The organism is Pseudomonas xanthosomatis (genome assembly GCF_019139835.1).
In the GTDB taxonomy this organism is placed as follows: Bacteria; Pseudomonadota; Gammaproteobacteria; order Pseudomonadales; family Pseudomonadaceae; genus Aquipseudomonas; species Aquipseudomonas fakonensis.
In genome coordinates this window covers 3252818-3274814 of sequence record NZ_CP077075.1, presented here as the reverse complement: position 1 = coordinate 3274814, position 21997 = coordinate 3252818, and the positions used below count along the sequence as shown (strand labels likewise).

The following is a 21997-nucleotide window of genomic DNA, read 5'->3' as shown; positions in this document are numbered from 1 at the left end:
ACCAACATAGAGCACACGCAATGCATGTCTTTCCGAAGATGACTCCGCTGGCCGCCCTGCTGGTCAAGCGGTGCCTGAATCGTCAGCACCTTCCTGCTTCAATGCTCATGGCCGCTTCCTTGTCCCTGCCGATGCTGGCCTTCGCCCAGCAAGTCAGCTTCGACATCCCGGCCCAGCCGCTGGCAACCGCCCTGCAACGCTTCGGCACACAAGCCGACATGCAGCTGCTGTACAGCCCGGAACTGGCCCAGGGCCTGCGCAGCCAGGCAGTCCAGGGCAACCTGGAACCGGCCCAGGCCCTGTCCCGACTGCTGGCAGGTACCGGGCTCTCGTTCAGCATCGACGGCAATTCGGTGATCCTGCTGGCGCCTGCGACCAATAGCTCGGCCGTGCAGTTGGGGACCACCAACATCAGTGGCACCAGCCTTGGCGCCACCACCGAAGGCACGCACTCCTACACCACCGGTAGCAGCAACACGGCCACCAAGCTGCCGATGTCGATCCGCGAGACCCCGCAGTCGGTGACCGTCGTCACCCGCCAGCGGATCGAGGATGAAAACCTGGTCAACCTGGACGATGTGCTCACCAACGCCACCGGCATCACCCTGGTCAAGAACGGCACCGAGCGCAGCAACTACTACGCCCGCGGCCAGCAGATCGATACCCTGCAGATCGATGGCGTGCCCACCAATATCGCCAACGCCTACTCGCTGGATGCCATCTCCAAGCCCAACACCGACCTGTACGACCGCATCGAAATCGTGCGTGGCGCCAACGGCCTGATGCAAGGTGCCGGCAACCCGTCGGCGGCCATCAACCTGGTGCGCAAACGCCCCACCGTCGAGCCGCAGGTACAGATCACCTCCTCGATCGGGTCCTGGGACACCTACCGCAACTCGGTGGACGTCAGCTCCGCGCTCAACGATGCCGGCACCGTGCGTGGCCGCTCGGTGGTTTCCTACACCACCGGGAACAGCTACCGGGACGAGGCCGAGAAGGAAAACTCGCTGATCTACGGCATCCTGGAAGCCGACATCGACGACAGCTCGATGGTGACCCTGGGTTTCAGCTACCAGAAAGACCGCAACCCCGGCTATGACTGGAGCGGCCTGCCCGCCCAGGCCAACGGCAACTTCTACCCGCTGTCGCGCTCCACTGCGCTGACTGCCGACTGGGCGCACCTGAACAAGAGCAACACCAACGTCTTCGTCGACTACCAGAAGCGTTTCGACAACGACTGGAAGCTGGTACTGGCGGCCAACCAGATCTGGGCCAAGTCGGACTTTCTGGCCAACTACACCTGGCCGGTGGCCGGCGACCCCACCCGTTACACCCTCAACCCGCGCGGCTTTCGCTACGACGACAACCAGACCAGCATCGACGGCTATCTCAGCGGCCCCTTTCAGATGCTCGGGCGCCAGCATGACCTGATCATCGGCTTCAACGCACGCCAGGACGACTTCGACTACCACGGCGGCCGCGACGCCAGTTACAGCTACCCGTTCGACATCGACAACCTCGATGCCTTCAACCCGCCGGAACCGAACATCAACTACAACCAGTGGAAGTACAGCTACAACACCGAGCAGCAAGGTGCCTACCTGGCGACCCGCCTGAGCCTGACCGACAGCACCAAGCTGATCCTCGGTTCGCGGATCAGCTGGTACAAGACCGAGACCGACCTGCTGGGCGTCAAGGCCGAGTACGCCAAGAACCGCGAGATCACCCCGTACGCCGGCATCGTCCAGGACCTCAACGAGAACTTCTCGGTCTACGCCAGCTACACCGAGATCTTCAAGCCGCAGAGCAACGTCGACTTCAACGGCAGCGTGCTGGCTCCGGCCACCGGCAGCAACTATGAAATCGGCCTGAAAGGCGAGACCCTGGACAAACGCTTCGGCGGCTCCGTGGCGCTGTTCCAGACCGACCTGACCGGTACCCCCGAAGCGCTGGACAGCTGCGCCCCAGGTGTTGCGAGCTGCTTTGCCGCCAAAGAGAAGATCCGCACCACCGGCCTGGACCTGGAAGCCTACGGCGAGTTGACCCCGAACTGGAACATCGCAGCCGGCTACACCTACTCCTCGCCGCGCTACGAGGGTGGTGACAGCAAGGGCTCGGCGGCCAACACCGACATCCCGCGGCACCTGTTCAAGCTCTCCACCGACTACCGCCTGCCAGCGCCGCTGGAACAGGTACGGGTGGGCGGCAGCGTGCTGTCGCAGACGCACATGTACAAAGAGACCGCGACCTACCGGGTGGAGCAGGCCGGCTACACCGTCACCAACCTGCATGCGGTGTACGAGTTCAACAAGAACTACGAGATCCAGGGCAACCTGAACAACGCCTTCGACAAGAAGTACTACCAGACCGTGCAGTTCAACCACTACAACAACTTCTACGGTGACCCGCGCAACTTCACCGTCACCCTCCGGGCCAAGTTCTAAGCGCCCTGCCCGCCGTGCCCCAGGGCACGGCGGGACTTCCTTCAAGGTTTGCGCAACTTTCTGGCGATTGTCGCTTGATTCAAGATTGCCAAGACCCGCTTCAGCGATTCGCGGTCTTCTATAAATAGCCACTGCCTTGTGCTGGCAGTACTGGCCTCATCGAAAGCTGGCGCGATCCCTGTGGGAGCGGGCTTGCCCGCGAACACCGGCGCAGCCGGTGCCAGACACCGCGTCGCCTGCTTCGCGGTGGTTCGGCACCCCGACAAGCCCGCTCCCACAGGTCCCTGCTAAATCAATGTGTTATGTGCAGTTCTATGAGAACGGGCTGCAAAGCAGCCCCAGGCAAGCCAAACGCGAACGCAATCGCAAAGATGCCTCTCAGCCCTCGCCCACCGCCACGCGAATCGCCTCGGCAATCGCCTGGCGAGCTTCGCCTGCCTCATCGGCAATCGCATCCATGCGCAAGAAGTCATGCACCATGCCGGCATATACCTGCAGCTGCACCGTCACACCCGCCGCCTGCAGGTGCCGGGCGTAGGCCAGGCCCTGGTCGTACAGCGGGTCGCAGTCGGCCAGCACCAGGCACACCGGCACCTGCGGGTTGGCCACCGCACCCAGCAAGGGCGACAGCCGCGGATCACTGCGATCAGCTGCCTGCGGTGCGTATTGCTGGTAGAACCATTGCAGGGTCGCCGTCTCCAGCAGATGCCCGCTGGCGAAGCGCTGCAACGAAGCGCTCTGACTGGTGGCATCGGTCACCGGGTAGATCAGCACGCGCAAGCGCGGCAAGGCTTGTGGCGTGCCGACTTGCGCCGCCAGGCTGCCACCGACGCTATCACCCGCCGCGACCAGCCGCTGGGCATCCAGGCCCAAAGCCTGCGCCTGTGCCACCACCGCCGCCCATGCGTCCTCGGCATCCTCGCTGGCCGTCGGGAACTGCCATTGCGGGGCCAGCCGGTAGTCCACCGAGAGCACCGGCAAGCCGCAGTCCAGGGCCAGGTCACGGCACAGCGCATCATGCGAGTCCAGGCTGCCGACCACATAGCCGCCACCATGCAGGTACACCACCGCAGCATCGAGCTTGCCGGGCCGGGCCGGAGCCGGCCGGTACAGCCGCGCCGCCAGCGCCACGCCGTCACGGGTGGGCAGCTCGAGGTCCTGCACCTCGACGCTGTCATCCCCGCCCAGGCTCATCATGACGGAGGACTGGTCAAAGGCCGCGCGGGCTTGTTCAGGGGACATTTCGTGCATGGCCGCCACCTTGCCACTGGCACGGGCTGCGTTGACCAGCTGCAGGTAGGCAGCGATATCGGGATTGAGGTTCACGGGAAATCTCCGATGCCCGGCCGAATGGCCGGGCATGCTCAGTGGGAAAGAAAGTTTCAGTCGGCTGCAAGCGCAACCGGTTGCGGGCTGAGTTCATCGCTTATGGCATCCAGCCAGGCCTCGTTGCGAGGCAGCTGGAAGTGGTCGCAGGGCAGGATCGTCGCATCGTCCAGGGGTTGGCCCAGTTGCCCGGCCAGCGCCTGGCGGTGTGCCTGGCGCCCCTCGACCCACCAGTGCCGCGGGCTGCAGCGCAGTGGCTGGCAGTCAGCCGCACCCAGTGCCAGGCGCTTCAGGCGCCGCGCGGTGGCAAACAGGTTCAACCACTCCTCCAGCCCAAGGGCCGCATAGGCGCCGCCCTGCTGCCCAAGCTGGGCCATGGCCTGGCCCAGGTAATGGCGGGCGGTCGCTTCGCAGGCCTCGCGTGCAGGGTCCACCTTGGGCGCCTGCGCCGACATCCAGCCCATCAGGCTTTGCAGGTCGTCGTGCCAGTCGCCAGGGCGGTCCGGGTCGGCCTGCTCGGTACCTGGCACGAAGCTGTCCGCCAGACCGAGAAACGCCACCCGCTGCCCCTGACGCTCAAGCTCGGCAGCCACCAGCGCCGCCAAGGTGGCGCCCAACGACCAGCCCAGCAGGTGGTAAGGCCCTTCGGCCTGCTGCCCGCGAATCGCCTGGGCATAGTCCAGTGCCATGGCCTCGAGCGAGGTTTCTTCGCGCCCAGGCTCAAGCAGCATGCGGCACGGCAGGCCGACCAGAGGACGCACACCGTTCAGGCGGCGCGCCAACGGCTCGTAATCGAACACCGTGCCAAAGCCTGCGTGCAGACAGAACAGCGGCGGCTGCCCGCCGAGCGCCGCGTTCAGCGGCAAAGTCGGCGCCAGGGCCGGGCCTTGCGGCGCCTCGCCGGTGAGCTCGGCGATGGTCGGCCGGCTGACCAGGTCGCGCAGTTTCAGGCGCAGCCCCAGACGAGCCAGGCCGCGCGCCTTGGCCACCACCTGCAAGCTGAGGATCGAGTCGCCGCCCAGCTCGTAGAAGTTGTCGGTCATGCCCACCTGTTCGACCTTCAGCACCTCGCTCCAGATCGCCGCCAGGGCAATCTGCAACTCGCTGCGCGGCGCCACGTAGCGGCGCTGCTCCACCCCAGGCTCTGGCAGGTTGCGCCGGTCGATCTTGCCATTGGGGGTCAGCGGCAAGGCATCCAGCACGGTCAGGCTCGAAGGCCGCATGTAATCCGGCAAGGCCTGCTCCAGGGCCAGGTTCAACGCCGGCCGCGGGTCGGCGCACGCTGGCGTTTGCTGCATGACCACATAGCCGGCCAGGCGCTGGCCACTGACCGAGGCATGGGCCACGACCACCGCATCACGCACCCCGGCACAGCGCTTCAGGCACGCTTCCACCTCGCCCAGTTCGATCCGGAACCCGCGCACTTTGACCTGCTGGTCCAGGCGCCCCAGGTAGTCGTAGCCGCCGTCGGCGCGCTCACGCACCAGGTCGCCGGTGCGGTACAAGCGCTGCCCGCTGGCGCCGAACGGGTCGGCAACGAAGCGCTCCGCCGACAGCCCCGGGCGCTCCAGGTAGCCCCGAGCCAGGCCTTCACCACCCAGGTACAGCTCACCGGCAAGGCCTGCCGGCAACGGGTTGAGGTCGGCGTCCAGCACATAGGCACTGCGCTGCCCGACGATGGCGCCGATCGGCGCATAAGCGCTGTCACACGCCTGCTGGGCGTCTGCACGCCAGATCAGCGGCGTGACCACGGTTTCGGTCGGGCCGTAACCGTTGATGATCCATTGCGGCGCCAACGCGGCGCGTACCCGCTCGAACGATGCTTTAGGCACCGCATCGCCGCCGAAGCAGTAAACCCGTACCGCCGGCGCATCGCCTTCAAGCTCTGCCTGTTCGGCCAACTGCTGCAGGTAGACCGGCGGGAACGCCGCCACGCTGACCCGGTGCCGGCGCATCTGCTCCAGGGTTTGCGGCGCGGTCCACAGGCCATCGCCACGCAGCAGCAGGCGCGCACCGTGGCTCAGGGCAGTCAGCCAGCGCTCGTGGGCACCGTCGAAGGCGAACGACATGAAGTGCAGTTCGCAATCAGCCGGGCTCATCTGGTACAGCTCACCCACCGCCAGGCAATGCATGGCCAGCGGCCCGTGGCTGACCGCCACGCCCTTGGGCAGGCCGGTGGAGCCTGAGGTGTAGATGATGTAGGCCAGGTTGCCCGGAGCCACCTCGCAGGCCGGGGCATGCTCGGGCAGGCCGTCCAGCACCAGGCCCGGCAGGTCGACCGCCATCACCCCCTGCGGGATCGGCAGCAGCTCGCGCTGCTGCGCATCGGTCAGCAGCATGGCCGCGCCGCTGTCCTGCATCTGCCAGGCCAGGCGGTCACGGGGGTAGTCCACATCCAGCGGCACGTAGGCGCCGCCTGCCTTGAGTACCGCCAGCAACGCCACCAGCAGGTGCTCGTTGCGCGGCAGGGCCACCGCCACCCGCACCTCGGGGCCGACCCCCTGCCCGACCAGCCAGTGGGCCAGGCGGTTGGCACGCTGTTGCAGCTCACCATGGGTCAGGGTTGCGCCGTCAGCGCAGGTCAGCGCCAGTGCCCCCGGCGTACGCTCGGCCCATTGCGCGATGCGCTGGTGAACCGCCAGCCAGCCCTGGCTGGCGCCAACCGGTACTGCCGCAGGCTGCGGCGCCGGGCACGGCAGGCCTATCACCCCGAGCGCACGCCCGGCGTCTTCGGCCAGGGCCAGCAGCAGGCCCTCCATGGCCTGGCGGATGCCCTCCACCGCCTGCACATCGAAGTGCTGGCGCAGGAACATGTATTCGATCACCAGCACATCGTCGAGGGTGACCATCAGGTCCATCGGCAGGTTGGTCAGGCCGACACTGTCCATCTCGCCAAAGCGCAGTTGCTCGTCGCTCCAGTCACGCAGGGTCTGATCGACCGGGTGGTTTTCGAACACGATGATGCTGTCGAACAGTGCCTGCCCCGGGCGCCCCGCCCAGCGCTGGATCTGCGCCAGCGGCGTGAATTCGAAATCACGCATCGCCAGGTTGCGCGCCTGCAGCTCGCGCAGCCAGTCACCGACCGCCTGGGTCGGCTGCACCGAGTGCACTACCGGCAAGGTGTTGATGAACAGCCCGAGGATCGAATCGCTGTGGGCCAGGTTCGCCGGCCGGCCGGCCACGGTGGCGCCAAAGGCCACGGTGCTCTGGCCGCTGTAGCGGCTCAGCAGCAACAGCCAGGCACCTTGCACCAGCGTGTTGAAGGTGATGCGCTGCTGCTGGGCAAAGGCCTTCAGGCGTGCCGTCAGCTGCGCATCGAGGCGGCTGTACAGCGCCTGGTGGCCGTGGCCACTGGCTTTGTGCGGCTGCCAGGCAGCCAGCAAGGTCGGCTCGTTCAACGGCTCCAGTTGCTCGCGCCAGAACACCTCGCCCTGCGCCTCGTCCTGGTTGCGCAGCCAACCGATGTACTGGCGATACGGCACCGGCTCCGGCAGGGCCTTGCCGGCATACAGCGCCAGCACTTCGCCAACCAGCTGGGAGGTACTCCAGCCATCGATGAGCATGTGGTGGTAGGTCCAGATCAGTTGGTGCCCGCCGTTGTCCAGGCTGACCAGCATCAGGCGCTGCAAAGGCGGGTTGGCCAGGTCGAAGCCACGCTCGCGCTCCTCGCGGGCCAGCTCGCGCAACGCCTGCGGGTCGTGCGGCCGGTCACGCCAATCCAGCTCGCTGTATGCCAGCTCCAGGCTATCGAGCACGAACTGCAGCGGGTCGCCCAAGCCCTGCCAGAGGAAGCCGGTACGCAAAATATCGTGACGCTGCACCACCTGCGCCCAAGCCTTGCGCAGGCGCGCCGGGTCGAGCCCGTGCACCGGCAGGCTCAGCTGGTTGACGTACAACTGCGCATCCGGGCTGTCGAGGCCGAGGAACAGCATGCCCTTTTGCATCGGCGACAGGCTGTAAAGGCCGGTGATGCGCGCATGGGGCAGCGCCAACGCCTGCACCTCGGCGTCGCTCAAGCCGTGCCAGTCCTTGGGCGTGGCCAGCGCCGGCAGGTTGCCGGTGCTACCGACCTTGAGGGCCAGCAAGGCGATGGTCTGCTGCTCGAAAATATCCTTGGCCTGGATCGCCAGGCCACGCTGACGCGCCCGGTTGACCACCTGGATGGAAATGATCGAATCACCGCCCAAGGCAAAGAAGTTGTCGTCGGCACCCACTTGTTCCAGGCCCAGCAGCTCTTGCCAGATCTGCGCCAGGGCCAGTTCATGTTCGCCCTGTGGTGTCCGCGAGGGCGCCTGGGTGAGGCCGGGCTCAGGCAGCGCCTTGCGGTCGAGCTTGCCGTTGGCGCTCAACGGCATGCTTGCCAGCACCTCGAAGTGGCTGGGCACCATGTACTCGGGCAGCGCCAGGCGCAGTTGCGTCGCCACCGCCTCCACAAGCGCAGGCCCCTGCGGCGCGTCGCTGGTGGCGACCAGGTAAGCCACCAGGCGCTTGCCATGGCTGCCATCGCGGGCCACCACCACCGCCTCGCTGACCCAAGCCTGCTCGAGCAGGCGCGCCTCGATTTCACCCAGTTCGATGCGCAGGCCGCGGATTTTCACCTGATGGTCGATGCGCCCGGCGTACTCGATCACCCCGTCGGCGCGCTGGCGGGCCAGGTCGCCGGTGCGGTACAGGCGTTCGGCCGTGGCGAACGGGCTGGGCACGAAACGCTCGGCCGTCAGCGCCGGGCGCTGGTGGTAACCGCGCGCCAGGCCCAGGCCGCCGAGGTACAGCTCGCCCACCACACCCGCAGGCAGGGGGCGCAGGGCAGCATCGAGCACATAGGTGGCCAGGTTGGCGATCGGCTGGCCGATCGGCACGCTGTCACTGCCCTCCTCGCGGCAGGTCCAGTGGGTGACGTCGATCGCCGCTTCAGTCGGGCCATACAGGTTGTACAGCGCCGCCTGTGGCAGGCGCTCGAACACCTGGCGCTGGGCCTCGACCGGCAACGCCTCGCCACTGCAGACAATCCGGCGCAGGCCAGTGCAGCGCGCCACCTGCGGGTCCTGCAGGAACGCCTGGAGCATCGAAGGCACGAAATGCAGGGTGGTGACGCCTTGCGCGACGATACGTTCGACCAGCAGCGCCGGGTCGCGGTGCTCTCCGGGCAGGGCCATGACCAACGGCACACCGACCATCAGTGGCCAGAAGAACTCCCACACCGACACATCAAAGCTGAACGGCGTCTTCTGCAGCACCCGGTCGCCCTCACCCAGGGCATATGCCTGCTGCATCCAGGCCAGGCGGTTGTACAACGCCGCGTGGCTGTTGCCAGCCCCCTTGGGCTGGCCGGTGGAGCCGGAGGTGTAGATGACATAGGCAAGGTTCTGCGGTTGCAACACAACCTGCGGATCATCCTGCGCAAAGCCTGCAGCGATCACTGCGTCGGCCTCCAGCCACAGGCCAGGCGTGGCGTCATCGGCGGGGATCTGCCCACGCAGGGCGGCCTGGCCCAGCAGCAGCTGGGCGGCGCTGTCGCGCAGCAGGTAGGCAATGCGTTCGGCGGGCAGTTCAGGGTCGATCGGCACGTAGGCGCCGCCAGCCTTGAGCACCGCCAGCAGGGCCACGACCATCTCCACACTGCGCTCGGCCACCACCGCGACCCGGCTTTCCGGGCCGACGCCGTGGGCGATCAGCTGATGTGCCAGGCGGTTGGCCTGGGCGTTGAGGCTGGCGTAGTCCAGCTCACGCCCGGCGCAGACCAGCGCCAGCGCCTGCGGCGTGGCACGCACCTGGGCCTCGAACAGCCGATGCACGGGCTGTGCGTTCGGGTAATCGACCTCTGTGGCGTTCCAGCCATGCACCAACTGCTGGTAGTCGGCATCGGCCAGCATCGGCAAGTTGCCCAACCGCTCGCCGCCTGCCTGGCTCATGTGCCCAAGCAGTTGGGCCAACTGTTCCAGCAGGCGCTGGCCCAGGCCTGGCTCGAGCGGGCCGGTGCAGGTCAGGCCCAGCGCCAGCACACTGCCCTGATGCACGGTGAGGGTGAACGGCAGGTGGGTCTGCTCGCGGCTGTCGATAGTGGAGAAGCGTACTCCCGACGGCGCAGCGCCGCTCAGGGCCTCGGCCACCGGGTAGTTTTCGAACACCAGCAAGCTGTCGAACAGCGACTGCGGCTCGAAGCCTGCGCAGCGCTGGATGTCCGCCAGCGCGCAGTGCTCGTGCTCGCGGATCGCCAGGTTCTGCGCCTGCAACGCTTGCAGCCAGGTATCCAGCGGCTGTTGCGGGGCGGCCTGGACCACCACCGGCAAGGTGTTGATGAACAACCCGACTTGCTGCTCGATGCCGGCCAGTTCGGCCGGGCGGCCGGCCACGGTGGCACCGAAGGCCACCACGTCCTGGCCGCTCCAGCGTTGCAGCAGCAGCCCCCAGGCCCCCTGCACCACGGTATTGAGGGTGACCTTGCAACGCCGGGCGAACTGGTTCAGGCGCTCGCAGGCCTGGGCATCGAGCTGGCATTCGGCCTGTTGCCGGGCCACGCTGCCCCCCTGGCGCACGGCAAAGCCGTTGGCCAGCAGGGTCGGTGCCGGCAACGGCGCCAGCTGGGCCTGCCAGAAGCGTTGGCTGGCCTGGGCATCCTGGCGTTGCAGCCAGGCGATGTAGTCGCGGTAGCGGCCACGCACCGGCGCCATGGCCTGGCCGGCGTAGGCCTGCAGCACTTCGCCGAGCAACTGCGAGCTGCTCCAGCCATCCATGAGCACATGGTGGTTGGTGTAGATCAGGTGGTGACGGTCACCGGCCAGGCGCACCAGGACCATGCGCAGCAAGGGTGCTTGAGCCAGCTCGAAACCTGCCTGGCGCTGCGCCTCGGCCAACGCATCGAGCGCCGCCGCATCCACCGGCCGGTCGCTCCAGTCGAGCACCTGCAGCGGGAACGGCAACTGGCGGTGAACCAATTGCACCGGCTGCTCGAAAGCGCCCGCCCAAAGGAATGCACTGCGCAGGATGTCATGCCGGTCCATGGCCTGTTGCCAGGCCTGGGCGAAGCGCTCGGGGTCGAGCCCCTCGACATCGCTGCGCAGCTGGTTGATGTAGTCGCTCGAACCCTGCTGGTACAAGCTGTGGAACAACATGCCCTGCTGCATCGGCGACAGCGGATACAAGTCCTGCACCTGGCGCGCGGCCACTGGCAACTGGTCGAGCTGCGCCTGCTCTAGGGCCAGCAGCGGGAAGTCCGAAGGCGTCAGGCTGCCCTGGGCCGGGTCGCAGCAATGCTCGATCAGCGCGCGCAACTGCACCAGGTAATCGTTCGCCAGGGCGGCCATGTCGTCGGCGCCGAACTGGCTGTCGGAAAACTTCCAGGCCAGCGACAGGCGCCCCGCCTCGACCTTGCCGTTGATAGTCAGCCAGTTGCCCAGCGGTGCCTGGGCGTCCTGGCTGCTGCCGGTCACCAGGCTGCCCGGACCGAACAACCCACCCGGCTCGTTGAAACCACCGTCAACCTGGCCCAGGTAGTTGAAGGTGATGCGCGGCTGCGCCAGCGCCGCCAGGCGTGCCCGGCTGGCGGCATCGCCCAGGTAGCGCAGCAGGCCGAAGCCCAGCCCCTTGTCAGGCACCGCGCGCAATTGTTCCTTGACCAGCCGCAGCGTCTGGCCAACGCCCTCGCCAGCCGTCAGGCGCAGCGGGTAGGCATTGGTGAACCAGCCCACACTGCGGGTCAGGTCGATACCTTCGAAACTGTCGCTCTCACGGCCGTGGCCTTCGAGCTGCACCAAGGTGTGCGCATGCCCGGTCCAGCCGCGCACGGCCAAGGCCAGAGCGGCCAGCAACAGGTCGTTGATCTGCGTGCGGTAGGCCGCCGGCGCCTGGTGCAACAGGCGTGCCGTATCAGCCTCGTCGAGGGTCACGTCCAGCTGCCGCGCATCCTGGTTGCGCGCCGTGTCACTGGCCCCGGCGCGAACCGGCAATGCCGCCACCGCGCCCTCGGCCAGGCCCGCCCAGTAATCCAGCTGGGCCAGCCAGCGTGGCTGCGTGGCGGCTGCCTGCAACTGCTGCGCCCAGGCCTTCACGCTGCTGCTGCGCGCCGGCAGGCGCAGCGGTTGGCCTTGGTTCAGGGCACCCAGCAGGGTTTGCAGGTCTTCCAGCAGGATGCGCCAGGAAACCCCGTCGACCACCAGGTGATGGATCACCAGCAGCAGGCCCTGGCGTTGCTCCGGCAGGTCGGCCAGCACCACGCGCAGCAGCGGCCCGTGCTGCAGGTCCAGGCTGCGCTGGGCCTTTTCCGCCAGCGCCGGCCACTGTGCCAGGTCATCGAGCTGCTCGTGCCACAGCACCTGGCTGGCATCGACGCTGTCGAGGTAGCGGGCCTGTACGCCGGCATCATCACGGGTGAAGTGCATGCGCAGGCTGTCGTGGTGCGCGATCAGTGCCTCGAGCGCCTGGCGCAGGTGCTGTGGCTGCAGGGCCTGGCGCGGCTCCAGCGCCACGGCCTGGTTCCAGTGCCCGGGCAGCGGGTGATCCTGGGTGAAGAACCATTCGGCGATCGGCAGCAGCGGCGCAGTACCCTGCTCCGGCCCCTGCTCGACCACGCCCTGGCCACCGGCCAGCTGCGCCACCTGCGCCAGTTCGCGCACCGTCTGGTGAATGAACATGTCCTTGGGTGTGAAGTGGATACCGGCCTGGCGTGCCCGCCCCACCACCTGGATGGCAATGATCGAATCGCCGCCCAGTTCGAAGAAGTTGGCCGTGGCGCTAACCGCGCCATGGCCGAGGATATCCTGCCAAAGCCCCGCAATACGGGCCTCGAGGCCCGCTTCCGGGGCCACATGGTCGGCGCCGCAGGCATCGAACACCGGCGCGGGCAGGGCCTTGCGGTCAAGCTTGCCATTGGGGTTCAGCGGCAGGCTGGGCAGCAGCATGAAGTGCGCCGGCACCATGTAGTCGGGCAAGCTCACGCGCAGGTTGGCGCGCAATTGGCTCAGCAGCGCCTGACCGTCGAGGTCGGCCGCGGCAACCACATAGGCCACCAGTTGCTTGCCGCCCTGCCCTTCGCGGGCCTGGACCGCGGCGTCCTCGACGCCGGCATGGGCCAACAGGCGCGATTCGATTTCGCCCAGCTCGATGCGAAAACCACGAATCTTCACCTGCTGGTCGACACGCCCCAGGTAGTCGTATTCACCATCGGCGCGCTGGCGTACCAGGTCGCCCGTGCGGTACAGCCGCTCGCCATTTCCGAATGGGTCGGGCACGAAGCGTTCGGCGGTCAGCCCCGGGCGGCCCAGGTAGCCCTGGGCAAGCAGGCCGCCCAGGTACAGCTCGCCGCAGGCCCCGGCCGGCATCAGGTTGCCCGAGGCATCCAGCACGCAGGCGGTACGCGGCCCCACCGGGCTGCCGATCGGCGCGTAGGCGCTCGGGCACGGCTGGTTGGCCGGCGCCTTCCACAGCAACGGCGTCACCACCGTTTCGGTAGGGCCGTAGCCGTTGATGATGTAGTCCGGGCGCAGTACCTCGCGCAGGCGCTCGAAGCTGGCCTTAGGCACGGCATCGCCACCGAAGCAGTAGATGCGCGCCTTGGGCAGCGGCCCCTCGAGCGCAGCCTGTTCGGTCAACTGCTGCAGGTACACCGGCGGGAACGCGGCGACGCTGACCTGATGCTCGACCATCGCCTGCAAGGTCTGCTCTGGCGTCCACAGGCTGTCCTCGCGTAGCAGCAGGCGCCCACCATGGGTCAGGGTGGTCAGCCAGCGCTCGTGGGCACCGTCGAAGGCCAGCGACATGAACAGCAGTTCGCAGTCCTCAGGCGTCATGCCGTAACGCTCACCGATTGCCTGGCAGTGCCGGGCAATACCGGCGTGCGCCACCTCGACGCCCTTGGGCTCGCCGGTGGAGCCGGAGGTGTAGATGACATAGGCCAGTTGTGCCGGGTGTACCTGCAACGCCGGCGCCGGCGCCTCGGGCTCTGCCAGCAAGGCCTCGATGTCCAGGGCCAGCACCTCGCCTGCCTCTGGCAGGCCAGCGCTGACGCTGGAGTGAGTCAGCAGCAACGGCATGCCCGCATCGCGCATCAGGTAGGCCAGGCGCTGCGGTGGGTGCTTGAGGTCCAGCGGCACGTAGGCGCAACCGGCCTTGAGTACCGCCAGCAGGGCGACGAACACCTGCTCGTCGCGCGGCAGGGCAATACCGATACGCACCGCACGGCCCTCGGTGCGGCGCCACAGGCTGGCGGCCAGGCGATCGGAGCGGGCATCGAGTTCGGCGAAACTCAGTGAGCGGTGCTGGCAGATGATCGCAACGGCATCCGGCGTGCGCCGGGCGTGTGCGCTGATGGCTTGGTGAACCGGCGTGAAATGCTCGCTGGCTGCCGGCTGCTGCCAGGCCCGCAGCGCTTCGCGGCGTTCCTGTTCATCAAGCAGCGCCAGCTCGCCCAGCGCGCAGCCGGGATCGGCGGCGATGGCGCCCAGCAATTGTTGCCAGTGGCGGGCCAGGCGCTCGATGGTGGCGTGTTCGAACAGGTCCAGGGAATAGGTGAACCGGGCGCTCAAACTGCCGTCTGCCGCCTCGCGGGTGTCCAGCGCCAGGTCCAGCTTGGCCGTATGGTTGCGCCACTGCACGCCTTCGATCTGCAGGCCTGGCAGTTGCACCAGGCCCTGCGCCGCGGTTTCACGCTGGTGGTTGAACATCACCTGGAACAGCGGCGAATGGCTCAGGCTGCGCTCGGGGCTCAGGCGTTCCACCACCTGCTCGAACGGCAGGTCCTGATAGGCCTGGGCACGGATCGTGCGGTCCTTGACCTGTTGCAGCAAGGCCTCGAAGCGGGTGCGCCCGTCAAGCTGTGCGCGGATCACCTGGGTGTTGACGAAAAAGCCGATCAGCCCTTCGATTTCCGGGCGGTTGCGGTTGGCTGTGGGGACCCCGATGCGGATGTCTTGCTGGCCGCTGTAGCGGTGCAACAAGGCCTGCAGCGATGCCAGCAGCAGCATGAACAGCGTCGCCCCGTGCTGTTGCGCCACGCCTTGCAGCGCCTGGCTCAACGCGGCTGGCAGCAACAGCTCGACACTGTCGCCCCGACCGCTCGGCGCCGTCGGGCGCAGATGGTCGGCAGGCAATTGCAGGGCCGGCTGCTCATCACCGAGCTCCTCGGCCCAGTAGGCCAGCTGGCGGTCCTGCTCACCGGCCTGCATCCAGGCACGCTGCCAGATCGCGTAGTCGGCATACTGAATGGGCAGCGCCGCAGGGGCCTCGCCCTGACTAGCTGTGGTACAGGCCAGGTAGCCTTGCACCAGCTCGTCGACCATGACCTGCATCGACCAGCCGTCCGAGACGATGTGGTGCAAGGTCAGCACCAGCACATGGTCATCGGCGGCCAGGCGCAGCAGGTGCACCCTGAACAGCGGCCCGGCCTGCAGGTCGAACGGCTGGTGCACCTGCTCCTCGATACGCGCCTGCAGGCTGGCCTGCGCCTCGCCTGGGCTCAGCGTCTCGACGCTGATATCGACACTGAACGGTGCCTGGATCAGCTGGCAGGCCTTGCCTTCATGCAGCCCGAACAGGGTCCGCAGCGGTTGGTGGCGCGCAACCAGCGCATCGAACGCACGACCCAGGGCGGCCAGGTCCAGCGCGCCGCGCAGGCGCAGGGCGCGCGGCAGGTTGTAGGCGGCGCTGTCAGGCTCAAGCTGCCAGATGAACCACAAGCGCTCCTGGGCGAACGACAGCGGCAACACCTGCAGCGCCGACTGGCACTCGGGCACCGGCAGGTTGGCCGGCGACAGGTTCTCTTCGGCCATCTTCTCAAGGTACAGGCGGCGCTTTTCCAGCGGCATCAGCACGAAACGGCGGGCAATGCGCGCGGCGGTCGATTGATTGTCCATTACGCATCCACCTCGTCAAACAGGTCTTCCAGGCGGCTGAGCCGCGCATCATCCAGGCGTGCCGCCTGCGGTTCGAGGTGCTCCACCAACGCGGCAAGCGTCGTGTGGGTAAACAGCAACTGTGGGCTCATCGTCATTCCCAGTTCCAACTGCATACGCGAGACCACGCTCATCACCAGCAGCGAGTGGCCTCCCAATTCAAAGAAATCATCATGGCGGCCGATGCGCTCACGCTTGAGCACGGCCTGCCAGATCGCGGCAACACGGGTTTCACAATCGCCCTGCGGCGCCTGGTACGGGCGCTCGGGGGCCGGGGTCGGCGCCGGCAAGGCTCGCCGGTCGGTCTTGCCGTTGGCGGTCAGCGGCATGTGCTCGAGCACCACGCAGTGGGCCGGCACCATGTAATCCGCCACCTGCCCGGCCAGCTGGCGCAGTACTGCGCCAGGCTCCAGCGCTGCGCTGCCCTGGCCCACCACCCAGGCCACCAGGCCATCGACCTGCGGGCACAGGCCGACGAACGCGTCGGCCACCCCCGCCAGGCGCTTGAGCGCTGCCGCTATCTCGGCCGGCTCGATGCGGTGGCCCCGCACCTTGACCTGATCATCCAGGCGCCCGGCAAACTGCAAGGCGTCGGCCTGCACCCGCACCCGGTCACCGGTTCGGTAGCAGCGGGCACCCGCAGCCCCGTTCAGTGACGGCACGAAGCGCTCGGCGGTCAGCCCCGGGCGCTGCCAGTAGCCCTGGGCCAGCGCGACGCCTTCGACCAGCAACTCGCCATACAGGCCTTGCGGCTGCAGGTTGTGCTGCTCGTCGACCACGCTCAGGCGCAGGTTGGGCATGGCCTGGCCCAGGGCGATGGGCGCCTGCTCGCTGGTGTGCGCCAGCGAAGTGCTGAGCACACCGATGGTGGTTTCGGTAGGCCCGTAGTGGTTGAACACTTCACAGCTCGGCAAAGCCTGGCGTACCTGGGCCAGCAGGCTGGCCGGCAGCGCTTCGCCCCCCAGCACCAGTGCCCGACGCGGCAGTACGTCAGCGCCCGCCCCTTCGAGCAGCGCCGCCAGGTGCGACGGCACCAGCTTGAGCAGGTCGATGCGCTGGGCTTGCATGTAGCGCGCCACCGCCTGGCTGTCGAGCGCCCAGTCGGCCGGCAGCAAGTGCAGGGTACGGCCCAGGCACAATGCGCCGAACAGGCTGGTGTAGCCCAGGTCGGCCGCGGGGGTCGAGAGCAAGGCCACCTGCTGGATGTCAGCCCACGGCAGCCAGTGCTGCAAGGCCTGCACATAGTTGCGCAGCCCGCCATGGCGCACACCCACACCCTTTGGCGTACCGGTGGAACCGGAGGTGTACAGCAGGTAGCACAACTGGTCGTCCAGCGTGTTCACCGCCGCCGGCGCCTGGCGCTCGTCAAGGCCGCCGACGCTGGCCGGGTCGCGCACCGGCAGGCCGGCAGAACCTTGCGCCAGCGCAGGGTCGCCCAGCAGCAAGGCCGCCGCGCTGTCGGTGATGACCTGCCGGGCACGCTCGCCCTGCTGCGGGTCGACCGGCACGAAGACCCGGCCCTGGCGCAGGCAGGCCAGTACCGCAGCAACGAAACCGATGCTGCGCTCGGCGACCACGGCAACCCGCGCCTGCAGCTGTGTTTGTTCTTCCAGTAGCGCGGCGAGCCCCAGCACGCGCTGATGCAACTGGGCGAAGCTGACCCGTTGCTGGCCCTCGACCAGCGCCAGGCGTTCGGGGTTGGCCCGCACCTGCTGCTCGAAGCGCGCGTATACACCCTCGCCCGCCTCGTGTGTGACCGCCCCCTCAAGCACCGGCATGGGGCCTGCGGCCAGCACCGGCTCGCCAAGACGCAACCCGGGCTGGCCGACGAACGCCTGCAGCAATTGCAGGTAGTGGTCGGCGAGGCGCTCGATGGTGCTGGCGTCGAACAAGTCGCTGGCATGGATGAACGCGGCTTCGATATCGCCGTCCAGCTCCTGGGTTTCCAGGGTCAGGTCGAACTTGGCAGCCTCCTGCGGCCAGCTCAGCGGCTGCACCTCAAGGCCCGCCAGAGGCGCCTGCCAACGGGCCTCGGCGGCCCGGGCATGGTGATTGAACAGCACCTGGAACAACGGCGTATGCGCAAGGCTGCGCTGGGGCTGCAGTGCCTCGACCAACTGCTCGAACGGCAGGTCCTGATGCTGCTGGGCCTGCAGCGCCGTCTCGCGCACCTGGGCCAGCAACCCGGCGAAGGTGTCACTGCCCTGCAACTGCGCGCGGTGCACCTGGGTATTGACGAAGAACCCGATCAGGCGCTCGGTCTCAAGCCGGTTGCGCCCGGCCACCGGTACGCCGACGCGGATATCCGCCTGGCCGCTGTAGCGCCACAACAGCACCTGGTAGGCCGCCAGCAGCAGCATGAACGGCGTGCACCCGTGCGCCTGCGCCTGTTCGGCGACGGCCGCCGACAAGGCCGGGCCCAGGCGGCGGCTGAGCAAGCCGCCACGCAGGCTCGGGCGCGCCGGGCGTGGCCGGTCGAACGGCAGCGCCAGCACAGGCTGCTCCTCGCCCAGTTGCCCGCGCCAGTAGGCCAGTTGCTGCTCGCCCACCGACGACGCCAGCCACTGGCGTTGCCACCAGGCGTAGTCGCAGTAATTCACCTGAAGCGGCGCCAGCTCGGCTGCGCGCCCCTCGCGCAATGCGCCATAAAGCGCCAGCAGCTCTTCGATCATCAACTGCATCGACCAGGCGTCCGAGACGATGTGGTGCTGGGTCAGCAACAGCACGTGCTGGTCGTCGTCCAACGTTGCTACCGTCAGGCGCAGCAACGGCCCCTCGGCCAGGTCGAAAGGCTGGCGCAGTTGCTCATCGATCAGCGCAGCCAGCCCCGCAGCCTCGATGCGCTGCACCGACACCGGCAGTTTCAGCTGTTCGAGTACGTCGATCTCGACACCGTCGGCCGTGGCGATGAAGCGGCTGCGCAGCGGTTCGTGTCGCTCGATCAGCGCATCGAACGCCTGGTTCAGTGCCGCGATGTCCAGCGTGCCGCGCAGGCGCAAACCGGCCGGCAAGGTGTAGGCATGGCTGTCTGGTTGCAGGCGCCACAGTAGCCACTGGCGCTCCTGGGCGAAGGATGGCCGGCGCCGCGCGTGCTCCGGCGCCCTGGCCATGGCCTGGCTGCCCTGCTCCACCGCTTGCAGGGCGGCGATGAAGTCGCCCAGTTGCGAATGCTCGAACAGCACGCGCAAAGGCACTTCCAGGCCCAGTTGCTCGCGCAGCCGCGAAGTGATGCGGGTGGCCAGCAACGAGTGCCCGCCGCGCCCGAAGAAGTCTGCCTCCAGGGTCAGCCCCTGAACCCCCAGCACCTGCTCCCAGACGGCGGCGACCGACCGTTCCAGCTCAGTGGCCGGCAACCGGCCGCTTTCGGCGGCGGCGCTGGCAATGGCAGGCAGGGCATTGCGGTCGAGCTTGCCGTTGGGCGTTCTGGGCATGGCCGTCAGGCGTTGCCACAAGCCCGGCACCATGTAGCCGGGCAGGCGCTGGCCCAACTCGCGGCGCAGTTGCTCAGGCAAGCTGCCGACAAGCGCTGTTTCCTCGACCACCACCCAGGCTGCCAGTTGCGCGCCCTCGGGCGATTCGACCACCTTGACCGCAGCTTCGCGCACACCCGGCAGCAGCAACAGTTGCGCCTCGATGTCGCCCAGCTCGATACGAAAACCGCGCACCTTGACCTGCTGGTCGGCACGCCCGAGGTACTCCAGCGCACCGCACGGGCGATAACGCGCCACATCGCCGGTACGGTACAGACGCTGCCCGCTGCGGGCCGGGTCGGGCACGAAGCGTTCGGCCGTCAGGCCCGGGCGCCCCAGGTAGCCGCGCGCCAGCCCCAGCCCACCGATCAGCAGCTCACCCGCCGCCCCCAGGGGCGCAGGTGCCAGGTCCGGCCCGAGCACGTGCAGCACGGTATTGTCCAACGGCTGGCCCAGCAGGGCCTCGCGGTCTTGTGCGCTGATGCACTGGGCCGAGGACCAGATCGTGGTCTCGGTAGGGCCGTACAGGTTCCACACCTGCGGGCCAAGCTGCTGCAGGCGCGCCAGCAAGTCCGGTGGCAATGCCTCGCCGCCGCACAGCACCAGCACATCGCGCAGCGCCGCCTGCAAGCCGCTGTCCAGCAGCATGCGCCAGGCCGAAGGCGTGGCCTGGATCGCCTTGACCGGCTGCCCGGCCAGCAGTTCACGCAGGTGCAGCGGGTCCCTGGCCTGCTCCTGGCTGGCCAGCACCACAACACCGCCGGTCACCAGCGGCAGGTAGAGTTCAAGGCCGAAAATATCGAACGAGAACGTGGTCATCGACAGCAGCCGGTCCCCGCTCGCCAGGCCCAGGCGCGAGCCCATCGCGGCTATGAAGTTGTTCAGCGCCCGGTGGCTGATCATCACGCCCTTGGGCTGGCCCGTGGAGCCGGAGGTGTACAAGGTGTAGGCCAGCTGGTCGAGGGCGATGGGCGCCACCAGCGGCGTGTCCGCCAAAGGCAGCGCGGCCCAGTCGTCCAGGCCCAGGCTGCGCACTTGCGCCGGCACGCGCAAATGCGCGAGCACCGCCGCCTCGCTCAGCAGCAGGCGTACCCCGCTCTGCTCAAGCATGTAGTCCAGGCGCTGGGCCGGGAACTCCGGGTCCAGCGGCACGTAGGCTGCCCCCGCGCGCAGAATGCCCAGCAGGCCGACCACCAACGCAGGCCCGCGGCGCACGGCCAGGCCCACCCGCTCTTCGGCCTGCAGCCCTTCACCCTGAAGGCGCTGGGCCAGCGCACGGCTGGCCTGCTCCAATTGGCCGTAGCTGTACGCCTGGCCGGCATACACCAGCGCCGTCGCCTGCGGCGTGCGCAGGGCCTGCTGGACGAACTGCTCGTGCACCGGCAACGGGCTGGCCAGCTCGCTGGCCGGCGGGTTCCAGGCCTGCAGCAGCCAGGCTCGCTCGCCCTCGCCCAGCAGCGCCACCTCATCGATGCGCTGCCCCTGATCGGCCACCAGCGCCTGCAGCCACACCTGCCAGTGGTCCAGCAGACGCTGCACGGTGGCAGCATCGAACAGCGCGGTCGGGTAGATGAACTCGGCCTCCAGGGCGTCGCCTGTCTCGCGCATGTACAAGGTCAGGTCGAAGGGCGCTGCCGGTTGCGCCCAGTCCAGGTACTCAAGCTGCAGGCCGGTCATGCCGGTGGCCGGCACCTGGGCCCCCTGGTAATTGAACAGAATCTGGAACAACGGGCTGACATTCAGCTGGCGCTGCGGCTGCAGTGCCTCGACCAGTTGCTCGAACGGCAGCTCCTGATAGGACTGTGCCTGACGCGCCTCGGCCATGACCTGGCCCAGCAAACGGGTGAAATCACCCTGGCCGTCCACCTGGGTACGGTACACCTGGGTGTTGACGAACAACCCCAGCAAACCTTCCAGCTCGGGCCGCCCGCGCCCTGCCACCGGCACACCGACACGCACGTCGGCCTGCCCGCTGTAGCGGTACAAGAAGCCCTGGAACGCCGCCAGCAGCCACATGAACAGGGTGGCATCGCTGGCCCGCGCGCGGGCCTTGAGCGCAGTCACCAGCGCGGCCGGCAAGCGCACCGTCACGGCCGCGCCCCGGCTGTCGCCTTGCAGCGGCCGCGGCCGGTCGAACGGCAACGGCAATACGCTGGCCTCCCCGCCCAGGCGCTCACGCCACCAGGCCAGCTGGCGCTCGCGCTCGCCAGCGTTCAGCCACTGGCGCTGCCACGCGGCATGGTCGGCGTACTGCAGTGTCGGCGCCGGCAACTGCTCGCCCTGGTACAGGGCCATCACCTCGCGGATCAATTGCTGGGTAGAGCTGCCATCGGAAATGATGTGGTGCTGGGTGAGCAACAACACATGTTCCTGCGGCCCGCACTCAAGCACCGCCACCCGCAGCAATGGCCCATTGGCCAGGTCGAAAGGCCTGGCATGGAACGCCTCGGCCTGGCGCCGTACCTGCGCCTCGTCGGCACTGCCCGGCAAGTGTTCGACGTGCAGCGCCAGGTGCCCGGCAATGACCTGCACCGGGCCTGCCTGCTGCTCGACGAAGGTAGTGCGCAGTACCTCATGGCGCTCCACCAGCCCCTGAAATGCCGCCTGCAGGCGTGGCACGTCCAGGGCACCTCGCACACGCAGGGTGGCCGCCATGTTGTAGGCGTTGCCCTGCGGGTCCAGGCGCCAGAGGAACCACTGGCGCTCCTGGGCATGGGACAACAGCGCCGGTTCGTCGCGGTCGCGGGGTTGGATCGGAGTGATGCCGAAGAGGTTGATTCCCTTCTTGGCCAGCATCGCCGCCAGCGCCTTGCGCTCGCGCGGGCCGAGCGATGCCACCGAGTCCAGTAGTTCTTGCACGAGGCCTCTCCCG

The 21997-nt window shown here is 67.9% G+C and carries 4 protein-coding genes; 1 reads left to right on the top strand and 3 read right to left on the bottom strand.

Annotated elements, in window-relative coordinates; genetic code table 11:
• The first annotated feature begins 119 nt into the window (after nt 1-119).
• Nucleotides 120-2444 carry a TonB-dependent siderophore receptor gene (locus KSS93_RS14565; RefSeq protein ID WP_225917183.1) on the top strand — a complete coding sequence of 775 codons (2325 nt, stop codon included), beginning with the start codon at nt 120-122 and terminating at the stop codon, nt 2442-2444.
• Nucleotides 2445-2822: 378 nt separating this feature from the next.
• Here KSS93_RS14565 and KSS93_RS14560 read toward each other — a convergent pair whose 3' ends face one another.
• The 3 genes from KSS93_RS14560 to KSS93_RS14550 are packed head-to-tail and all read right to left on the bottom strand — an operon-like array spanning nt 2823 to nt 21984.
• Nucleotides 2823-3770, bottom strand: a complete 948-nt coding sequence (locus tag KSS93_RS14560; protein WP_217884705.1) for an alpha/beta hydrolase — start codon at nt 3768-3770, stop codon at nt 2823-2825.
• Between the two features lie 56 nt (nt 3771-3826).
• Nucleotides 3827-15616: a non-ribosomal peptide synthetase gene (locus tag KSS93_RS14555; RefSeq protein ID WP_217884704.1), complete on the bottom strand. Its 11790-nt coding sequence runs from the start codon at nt 15614-15616 to the stop codon at nt 3827-3829.
• A complete protein-coding gene (locus KSS93_RS14550; RefSeq protein ID WP_217884703.1) occupies nt 15616-21984 on the bottom strand; it encodes a non-ribosomal peptide synthetase in 6369 nt (2122 codons plus the stop codon). The genes KSS93_RS14555 and KSS93_RS14550 overlap by 1 nt, the downstream gene beginning before the upstream one ends.
• Nucleotides 21985-21997 lie beyond the last annotated feature (13 nt).